Annotated in this window: 9 protein-coding genes; 5 read left to right on the top strand and 4 right to left on the bottom strand. The window is 63.8% G+C overall.

The annotated features are described in order from the left end of the window. Positions 1 to 253: 253 nt before the first annotated feature. From ABIB24_RS26615 to purM, 3 genes are read right to left on the bottom strand one after another with little or no spacing between them, the layout of a single operon-like run. The gene (locus ABIB24_RS26615) at positions 254 to 964 is read right to left on the bottom strand and encodes a DUF3108 domain-containing protein (protein WP_137163183.1); all 711 of its coding nucleotides are present in this window, start codon (positions 962 to 964) and stop codon (positions 254 to 256) included. Between the two features lie 8 nt (positions 965 to 972). Then, a complete protein-coding gene (gene purN, locus ABIB24_RS26620; RefSeq protein ID WP_354317705.1) occupies positions 973 to 1,626 on the bottom strand; it encodes a phosphoribosylglycinamide formyltransferase in 654 nt (217 codons plus the stop codon). Beyond that, a complete protein-coding gene (purM, locus tag ABIB24_RS26625) occupies positions 1,626 to 2,684 on the bottom strand; it encodes a phosphoribosylformylglycinamidine cyclo-ligase (RefSeq protein ID WP_013971366.1) in 1,059 nt (352 codons plus the stop codon). The genes purN and purM overlap by 1 nt, the downstream gene beginning before the upstream one ends. Positions 2,685 to 3,301: 617 nt before the next feature. Between purM and ABIB24_RS26630 the strand changes: the two genes are divergently transcribed. The 5 genes from ABIB24_RS26630 (at position 3,302) to ABIB24_RS26650 (ending at position 7,904) form a co-directional block, all read left to right on the top strand. Then, a complete protein-coding gene (locus ABIB24_RS26630) occupies positions 3,302 to 4,369 on the top strand; it encodes a DUF2066 domain-containing protein (RefSeq protein WP_075044009.1) in 1,068 nt (355 codons plus the stop codon). Positions 4,370 to 4,381: 12 nt separating this feature from the next. After that, positions 4,382 to 5,455 carry an AI-2E family transporter gene (locus ABIB24_RS26635; RefSeq protein WP_025338019.1) on the top strand — a complete coding sequence of 358 codons (1,074 nt, stop codon included), beginning with the start codon at positions 4,382 to 4,384 and terminating at the stop codon, positions 5,453 to 5,455. A 289-nt stretch (positions 5,456 to 5,744) separates the two neighbouring features. Next, positions 5,745 to 6,452: a DnaA regulatory inactivator Hda gene (gene hda / locus ABIB24_RS26640; RefSeq protein ID WP_013971369.1), complete on the top strand. Its 708-nt coding sequence runs from the start codon at positions 5,745 to 5,747 to the stop codon at positions 6,450 to 6,452. Positions 6,453 to 6,577: 125 nt separating this feature from the next. Then, positions 6,578 to 7,231 carry a C40 family peptidase gene (locus tag ABIB24_RS26645; RefSeq protein WP_025338020.1) on the top strand — a complete coding sequence of 218 codons (654 nt, stop codon included), beginning with the start codon at positions 6,578 to 6,580 and terminating at the stop codon, positions 7,229 to 7,231. Between the two features lie 139 nt (positions 7,232 to 7,370). Continuing rightward, positions 7,371 to 7,904: a C40 family peptidase gene (locus tag ABIB24_RS26650; RefSeq protein WP_013971371.1), complete on the top strand. Its 534-nt coding sequence runs from the start codon at positions 7,371 to 7,373 to the stop codon at positions 7,902 to 7,904. Here the strand turns inward: ABIB24_RS26650 and ABIB24_RS26655 are convergent. Beyond that, positions 7,870 to 9,216, bottom strand: a complete 1,347-nt coding sequence (locus ABIB24_RS26655; protein WP_354317708.1) for a PQQ-dependent sugar dehydrogenase — start codon at positions 9,214 to 9,216, stop codon at positions 7,870 to 7,872. The genes ABIB24_RS26650 and ABIB24_RS26655 overlap by 35 nt on opposite strands. Positions 9,217 to 9,481 lie beyond the last annotated feature (265 nt).

A 9,481-nucleotide genomic window follows, 5' to 3' on the forward strand; every position in this document is an offset into this window, starting at 1 on the left:
GCCTGATACATAGATGCAACCGGGTTCCTATGTTCAAAAGCAGCTAGACAGTGTGGGCGAGTCCATACATAGGAGCGGCCTTGTGTCGCGATGGGGCGCGCAGCGGCCCCGGCAATCTTGCGTTGAAGCAAAGACCCTGGGGCCGCTGCGCGCCCCATCGCGACACAAGGCCGCTCCTACAGGCGTCGGTGCAAGGCAGGCACAAAAAAGCCCCGCACAAGGCGGGGCTTCGGGTACTGCAGGCAGCGCTGGCTCAGTTGCCCTTCACCGGCTTGCCATCGACCGTGCCATCCTGCAGCACGATCACGTATTCCTTGCCATCGGTCTCGACCTGGCGCAGTTGCACCAGCAGGTAGTCCCAGTTCTTGGCGAACCAAAGCTCGGTGATGCGCTTGCTCTGGCTTGGGTCGCGCACGCGCTCGACCTTCACCGCATCGACCTGGCCGGTCTTGGTAGTGACCTTTTCGGTGCCCAGCACGCGGAAGTCGTAGGTGTCGATCTCGTCACCGTCGACTACCTGGTAGGTCATGCTCTTCTTGCCGGCGGCCACGTCATGCTGCAGGGCCAGCTGGTAGGACGACTTGTCCAGCACGCCACGGTTCAGCGGCAGGGTGATGGCATCGCCACGGTCGCTGCCGGTGACCTTCTTGCTGTTCCAGTCGAAGGTCAGGTCGACCTTCTTGGCCTTGCCCAGGCCGCCACGCTCGAAGTGGTACTTCTGCGGCAGCAGGGTGTCGTTGTCCAGGCGCAGGGTGCTTTGCTCGGTCAGGCTGGCGATCATCATGGAAGCCTTGAAGTTAAGGTCCCAGGTACCGTTGGCATTCTTGACCAGGCTGCGCTCGGCGGTGCCGCTCATGGGCAGTTGCTTCCAGTCTGCGGTGTAGCTGGCCGAGAAAGGCTTCAGATCAGCTGCCTGGAGGGGCAGGGCGAGCACGGCGAGAGCCAAGAGCAGGGCGCGACGCATAAATTCTCCTAGGATCGAATCAAGTGACCGCTGGCCGCCAGGGGCTGGCCATCCAGTAATGCACCCTGTTCGCCAAGGCGCAAGCGCCCTTCGGCGAACCAGCGCACCGCCAGCGGGTAGATCAGGTGTTCCTGGCGGTGTACCCGCTGGGCCAGGCTTTCGACGGTGTCGTCAGACGCCACCGGTACCACAGCCTGTACGACCAGTGGGCCGCCATCGAGTTCCTCAGTCACGAAGTGTACGCTGCAGCCGTGCTCGGCGTCGCCTGCCTCCAGCGCCCGGCGGTGGGTATGCAGGCCCTTGTACTTGGGCAGCAGCGACGGGTGGATGTTGAGCAGGCGGCCCTGGTAGTGGCGCACGAAGTCGCCACTGAGGATACGCATGAAACCGGCCAGCACCACCAGGTCCGGGGCGAAAGCATCGATGCGCGCCATCAGCGCGGCATCGAAGGCTTCACGGCCGTCGAACTGGGTATGCTCGAGCACGACGCTGTCGATGCCGGCCGCCGCGGCGCGTTGCAGGCCGTAGGCATCGGCGCGGTTGGAAACCACCGCACGGATGCGCACCTGGCTGTCCTGGCCTTGGCAGCTGTCGATCAGGGCTTGCAGGTTGCTGCCGGAGCCCGACAGCAGTACCACTACATTGCAGGTCTTGCTTGGCATCAGTGTGCCTTGAGGTTCTGCAGCTCGACCTGGGCAGCGCCCTCGGCGGCTTCGGCGATGTGGCCGATCACCCATGGCTGCTCGCCAGCGGCGCGCAGTTCGTTCAGGGCAGCTTCTACCTGATCCTGGGCCACGCAGATGACCATGCCGACGCCGCAGTTCAGCACGCGGTGCATTTCATGCTCGTCGACGTTGCCTTTTTCCTGCAGGAAGTCGAACACCGCCGGGCGCTGCCAGCTGGCCACGTCGATGACCGCCTGGGCGTTGGCCGGCAGTACGCGCGGGATGTTGTCCAGCAGGCCGCCACCGGTGATGTGGGCCATGGCCTTGACCGCGCCGGTGTTCTTGATCAGTTGCAGCAGCGGCTTGACGTAGATGCGGGTCGGCGCCATCAGTAGGTCGGTCAGTGGCTTGCCGTCGAGCTGGGTGTTCTCGATGTCGGTGGCGGACACTTCGAGGATCTTGCGGATCAGCGAGTAGCCGTTGGAGTGCGGGCCCGAGGACGGCAGGGCGATCAGTGCGTCGCCGGTGGCAACCTTGGAGCCGTCGATGATCTCGGCCTTTTCCACCACGCCGACGCAGAAGCCGGCCAGGTCGTAGTCTTCGCCCTCGTACATGCCAGGCATTTCGGCGGTTTCACCACCAACCAGCGAGCAGCCGGCCAGTTCGCAACCGGCACCGATGCCGGTGACCACGGTGGCGGCCACGTCGACGTTCAGTTTGCCGGTGGCATAGTAGTCGAGGAAGAACAGCGGCTCGGCGCCGCACACTACCAGGTCGTTGACGCACATGGCGACCAGGTCCTGGCCGATGCTGTCGTGCTTGTTCAGGTTCAGTGCCAGGCGCAGCTTGGTGCCGACGCCGTCGGTGCCGGAGACCAGCACCGGCTGCTTGTAGCCGGCCGGGATCTCGCAGAGGGCGCCGAAGCCGCCCAGGCCACCCATGACTTCAGGGCGTGCGGTGCGTTTTGCCACGCCCTTGATGCGTTCGACCAGTGCTTCGCCGGCGTCGATGTCTACACCGGCGTCCTTGTAGCTCAGGGAGGGTTGCTTGCTCATTGATCCAGGCCTTTAGGAGGGAGGGATTCTTAAAAACGACCATGACGGCCAAGGCCGGCTGGTAAGCGGCGGCTGCCTGAAACGTCAGTGGTCTGTGAAGGCGCGCGATTTTATCAGGGTTGCCGGGCAGCGGCCATCCTCAGGCCGACGGGCAGGGCATGAAAATAGGTAAAAAGTTGGGGGTGTTCGCCACGAGAGGTGTGGCGCTTGTGAGATCGAGCGCCGCCCGCGCGGCGCTTCGCAGCACAAGGCTGCTCCTACATTTGTTTCGGGCCAGTAACGCCTGTGCCAGTGCACGCGACCGCCTTGTTTGTCCGGCACGATATCGAGGTGGACACCAAGGGCCCGCGCGCGTCTGCCCCAGGAATAACTGGCCCGAAACAGATGTAGGAGCAGCCTTGTGCTGCGAAGCGCCGCGCGGGCGGCGCTCGATCTCGCAGGCGCCACAAGGGCCGCGCCATGCACGCTCAGGCTCTGAACCTGTTGCGGCGAACACCTGTCAGACCCATCACATCTCCCAGGCAATCTCCGCAACCAATCTTTCATCCTCGCGACTGGTTACCTTGCGCCCCCATGTATAAGGTATAGGCATTGCGGTAAATGGACAGGAATCCTCCATGCGTCTCTTCAATATTCTGGCAGTCGGTTGCCTGGCCCTGATCTCGGCCACTGCCCAGGCTGAAAGTGTCTCCGGCCTGTACCAGGTGCGCGAACCGGTATCCGGGCAGGGCGCCGAAGCCCGTGCCGCGGCTACCGTCCAGGCCCTCGATACCTTGGTTACGCGCCTGACCGGCGACCCCAAGGCAGCGCAAAGCCCGGCATTGGCCGGGCTGCGCAAGGACCCGCAGCAAATCATCAACCAGGTCGCCAGCGAAGCCGGGCCACCCGAGTCGGTACTGGTCGAGTTCGACCCGGGCAGTACCGAACGGGCCTTGCGCAAGGCCGGCCTGGCCTTGTGGGGCAGCAACCGCCCCTCGATCCTGGGCTGGTGGCTGAACGACAGTGCCGAAGGCAGCAACCTGGTCGGTGACGGCCAGGCCAGCGCCCAACCCCTGCGCCGCGCCGCGCAGCACCGTGGCCTGCCGTTGCGCCTGCCGCTGGCCGACCTGCAGGAGCAACTGGTGGCCAATGCCGAGCAGATCGAAGGCAGTGACCCTGCGGCGTTGCGCGAAGCCTCAGGGCGCTACGGCGCCGATGCCTTGCTGGCGGTGCATGCCCGGGAAGCCGACGGCAAGTGGCAGGGCAAATGGCAGCTGTGGCTGGGCGACCAGCGTGAACAAGGCACTGCCGAAGGTGCCGACCCGGCAGCACTGGCCGACGCCGTGATGCTGGCGCTCAGCAGCCGCCTGGCGCCGCGTTACGTCACCCGCCCGGGCGCCAGCAGCCAGTTGCAGGTGCAAGTGCAGGGGATGAACCTGCAGCGCTACGCCGAGCTGGCCCGCGTGCTCGAACCCTTTGGCCCGCGCCTGCAGATGGCCGAAGGCAGCACCCTGACCTACGGCGTGACCGCCAACCGCGAACAGCTGCGCGCCCAGCTTGGCCTGGCCAAGCTGCAGGAAGTACCGGTAGAGCAGGCGCCTGCTGTGCAGCCCCCTCCAGCTCCCGCAGACGCTGCCGGCGCTGGGCAACCAGTGCCGGCCCAGCCAGCACCCAAGCCGTTCGACGGTTTGCGTTTTCGCTGGTAAGGGGAGCACACCGTGACCGACGTACGTCGTTGGATCTGGCTGGGCGTTGCCCTGCTGGTCGCCGTGCTGCTTTACAGCCTGCACAACATTCTTACCCCGTTCCTGGTCGGCATCCTGCTGGCCTACCTGGCCGACCCGCTGGTCGACCGCCTGGAGCGCCTGGGGCTGTCGCGCACCTGGGGCGTGGTGGTGGTTTTCGGCCTGTTTACCTTGCTGTTGCTGGCCTTGCTGCTGGTATTGGTGCCGCTGCTGGCCAAGCAGCTGGTGCGCCTGTACGAACTGGCGCCGCAGATGCTCGACTGGCTCGAGCACGTGGCGCTACCCTGGGTGCAGAGCCGCCTGGGCCTGGCTGACGGCTTCTGGAAGTTCGACAAGATCAAGGCCGCCATCGGCACGCACATGGGCCAGACCACCGATATCGTCGGTGTGCTGCTGTCCCATGCCACTGCATCGAGCCTGGCGCTGATGGCCTGGCTGGCCAACATGGTGCTGATCCCGGTGGTGGGTTTCTATCTGTTGCGTGACTGGGACCTGATGATGGCCAAGTTGCGTGGCCTGTTGCCGCGCCATCGTGAGCCGCAAGTGATGGGCCTGGCGGGCGAATGCCATGAAGTGCTGGGGGCGTTCGTGCGCGGGCAATTGATGGTGATGGTGGCCCTGGGCATCATCTATTCGGCCGGGCTGATGCTGGTGGGGCTGGAGCTGGGGCTGCTGATTGGCATGCTCGCCGGGCTGGCTGCCATCGTGCCGTACATGGGCTTCATCATCGGCATCGGCGCGGCCTTGGTGGCTGGCCTGTTCCAGTTCGGCGGCGACCTGTACCCGATGCTGGGCATCGTCGCGGTGTTCATGGTCGGGCAGGCGCTGGAAGGCATGGTGCTGACCCCGCTGCTGGTCGGCGACCGTATCGGCCTGCACCCGGTGGCGGTGATCTTCGCGATCCTGGCCGGCGGTGAGCTGTTCGGCTTTACCGGGGTGTTGCTGGCGCTGCCGGTGGCGGCGGTGATCATGGTGCTGCTGCGGCATGTACATGACCTGTACAAGGAATCGGACATGTATGCCGGGGATATCGACCCGGAGTTGTGATCCCGGGGCCGTTTGGCTGCACTGCCCTTTGTAGGAGCGGCCTTGTGTCGCGACGGGGCGCGCAGCGGCCCCAGGATATCTGCCCTGGCTCAGGATTGCCGGGGCCGCCTTACGGCCCATCGCGACACAAGGCCGCTCCTACAGGGCACGTATTGCAGGCTTTTGGCGCGCAACTCGTTGATTTTACTTGTGCTATCCGCTGCCGCGATTGTGCGCCCCGCGCTGCGGGTATAGACTTTGCACATTGTTCACCAAAGGCCCCCTGCGGTCCTGTCGACCGCCCGCGAGCATGAAACCACCGATCCAGTTGCCCCTGGGTGTGCGCCTGCGCGATGACGCCACCTTCATCAACTACTATCCGGGCGCCAATGCCGCGGCATTGGGCTACGTCGAGCGGCTATGCGAAGCCGACGCCGGCTGGACCGAGAGCCTTATCTACCTGTGGGGCAAGCAAGGTGTTGGCCGTACCCACCTGCTACAGGCCGCCACCCACCGCTTCCAGCAACGCGGCGAGCCAGCCGTCTACCTGCCACTGGCGCAATTGCTCGATCGTGGCGTAGGGCTGCTCGACTACCTGGCCCAGTACGAACTGGTGTGCATCGACGACCTGCACGTGATCGCCGGCAAGGCTGATTGGGAAGAGGCCATGTTCCACCTGTTCAACCGCCTGCGTGACAGCGGCCGGCGCCTGCTGCTGGCTGCCTCGGCATCGCCGCGCGAACTGCCGATCAAGCTGCCCGACCTGAAGTCGCGGCTGACCCTGGCCCTGGTGTTCCAGATGCGTGGTCTGTCCGACGAAGACAAGCTGCGTGCCCTGCAACTGCGTGCTTCGCGCCGTGGCCTGCACCTTACCGACGAAGTCGGTCACTTCATCCTCACCCGCGGCGCACGCAGCATGAGTGCGTTGTTCGACCTGCTCGAACGTCTCGACCAGGCCTCGTTGCAGGCACAACGCAAGCTCACCATCCCGTTCCTCAAGGAAACCCTGGGTTGGTAACCCCGAAAACGCTGGGCCAGAGCGGCAAAACAAAAAAGTCACATCTTTTTCGACAAAATTTGCAAATGGTCATGATAGAGGGCATAGTTTCACCCTTCTAAAGGATTACAGACACGGTCGTGCCCATGCTGAAGCGCTTCGCACCCCTCGTGCCACTCGCACTTGTGACCCTGCTTTTTGGCTGCGCGGCCCAAGGCCCAGCTTCTCATTCAGAGTTGCAGCCCCAGGACCACTCCCCGATCGCCGCACAATCGGCGTTCAAGGCCAAAGCCTCGTCCTCGTCGGTATTCGGCGAGCCGGAAGAGCTGGCCACCGAAGATGACCTGGAGGCTTTCTCCAGCAGCAAGCCTTACCAGTTGCCAGTTCTGGCTGACAGCATTCTCGAGCGCGGCATGTCGCTGATCGGCACCCGCTACCGCTTCGGTGGTACCTCGGAGAAGTCCGGCTTCGACTGCAGTGGTTTCATCGGCTACCTGTTCCGCGAAGAGGCGGGCGTGACCCTGCCGCGTTCCACGCGTGAAATGATCAACGTCGATGCCCCGAAAGTGGCCCGCAACAAGCTCAAGCCAGGTGACCTGCTGTTCTTCAGCACCAATGGTCGCGGCCGCGTGAGCCATGCCGGCATCTACCTGGGTGACAACCAGTTCATCCACTCCAGCAGCCGCCGCAGTGGTGGCGTGCGCATCGACAGCCTCGGTGACCGCTACTGGAGCAAGACCTTCATCGAAGCCAAGCGTGCCTTGGCCATGGCGCCGACCACCAATATCGCGCGCAACTGATAGCAAAATGATATATTCTGCCGCGGCGGCGATGCTTTGAAAAAAGCTCGCCGCCGTGCGCATTTATAGAAAGCGTCTAATCTAAATTCTCAATTCTTTTCGGCTGCGGCCCAGCGGACTCAGACAGGATGTTCTGGCCATGGTAAAGATGGCGCGCTTCGCATTTCTCTCCTTGGCAGCCTTGCTGGCTGCCTGCTCCAGCCGTGCGCCTGCGCCGGCCCCTGTGGTACAGCCGCAGGTAACCTATAGCCAGCCCAGCCCTTCGCCGATTGCCGATGACGTGCTGATGCGTGCTATCGGCCTGGTGGGCACGCCTTATCGCTGGGGCGGCAACACGCCGGACTCCGGTTTCGATTGCAGTGGCCTGATCAAGTACGTCTACCGTGATGCGGCTGGCATAAGCCTGCCGCGTTCGACGCGTGAGATGATCGTCATGCGCGCGCCAACCGTGGATGCCAAGTCGCTGCAGTCCGGTGACTTGGTGTTCTTCGCCACCAGTGGCGGCTCGCAGGTCAGCCATGCTGGCATTTATGTGGGGGAAGGGCGCTTCGTGCATGCACCCTCCAGCGGCGGCACGGTGCGCCTTGACTACCTGTCCAACAGCTACTGGGCCAAGGCTTACCTGCAGGCCAAGCGCGTCATTCCGCAAGGGCATCTGGCGCAGAACCCCTGAGGACAGGCGGGGCTTTGCTCACCCGCCAGACCACATTGCCGACATCATCGGCTACCAGCACGCCGCCACGCCCGTCGGTGATTACGCCGACCGGGCGCCCTTGGGCCTTGCCATGCTCATCCAGAAAACCGGTAAGCAGGTCTACGGGCTTGCCCGAGGGCTTTCCTGATGGGTCGAACGGCACGAAAATCACCTTGTAGCCACTGTGTGGCTTGCGGTTCCACGACCCGTGCTGGCCCACGAATGCCCCTTGTTCGAAGGGCGGTGGTAGCCCATTTGGTTCGGCGAATGCCAGCCCCAGCGATGCCGTGTGAGGGCCCACGGCGTAGTCGGGCACCAGCGCCTGGGCTACTTTTTCAGGCGCTGGCGGTTGCACGCGCTCGTCCACGTGGCGGCCGTAGTAGCTGTAGGGCCAACCATAGAAACCGCCGTCCTTCACGGAAGTGATGTAGTCCGGTACCAGATCGCTACCGATCTCGTCACGCTCGTTGACTGCCGTCCACAACGCGCCGCTGTGCGGCTCCCAGGCCAGGCCGTTAGGGTTGCGCAGGCCGGTGGCGAACAGGCGGTGCTGGCCGCTGGCGGGGTCCACTTCCCAGACCGCGGCGCGTCCCTGTTCCTTGTCCATACCGTTTTCGCCTACGTTGCTGTTGGAGCCGACCGTCACGAAAAGCTTCTTGCCATCGGGGCTGGCGATGACGTTCTTGGTCCAGTGGTGGTTGAGCGGCCCGCCTGGCAACTCGACTACCGGCTGGCCTTCATTGCGAATTTGCATGGCTCCGGGCTCGTAGTGAAAGCGCAGCAGCCTGTCGGTGTTGGCGACGTAGAGGTCCTTGCCGACCAGGGCCATGCCGAACGGTGAGTTGAGCTCTTCGATGAAGGTCGTGCGGATTTCAGCCACGCCGTCGTGGTCGGCATCCCGTAGCAGGGTAATGCGGTTGGCGCTGGGCACGCCTGCACCTGCCCGCTTCATCACCTTCTTCATGACCCAACCGCGCAGGCCCTTGCCATCTTCGGGTTTAGGCGGGGCATTGGTTTCAGCTACCAGCACGTCTCCGTTGGGCAGCAGGTATAGCCAGCGAGGGTGGTCGAGCCCAGTGGCGAACGCTTTCACCTGAGTGCCTGGTGCTGCTTCGGGCTTGACGTCCTTGGGCCAGCCCACTGCCGGGGCGATATTCACGGTGGGGAGGGTGGTCTTGACCGGAGCAGGCAGCTGGGGGGTTGGGCCACTGCCGTCGAGTACATTCAGCAGGGCGGTTTCGCCGCAGGCAGTCAGGCTGGCAGCCAATAACCAAGGCATCAGGTGTTTCATGGGCGGCATCCTCCTAAGAAGGCCTATGGAACTGAGAGGTCGGCGACGTTCGCCGGGTTCCCGGGAACCATCCAACTGCCGTTGCCGTTGCCGTTGCCGTTGCCGTTGCTTTTGCTTTTGCTTTTGCTTTTGCTTTTGCTTTTGCTTCTAAGCGCGCGGTAGTTCAGGCACCGCCGATTGCGACTTCAGGAGGCCGAGCGAAGGGACTGCGGAGGGAGGTGACGGGCATGGATGCCCGTCAAGCGCTGAGGCCCCATGGATGGGG

Origin of the sequence: Pseudomonas sp. UYEF17 (assembly GCF_040546125.1) — a bacterium.
Classification (GTDB): Bacteria; Pseudomonadota; Gammaproteobacteria; order Pseudomonadales; family Pseudomonadaceae; genus Aquipseudomonas; species Aquipseudomonas putida_Z.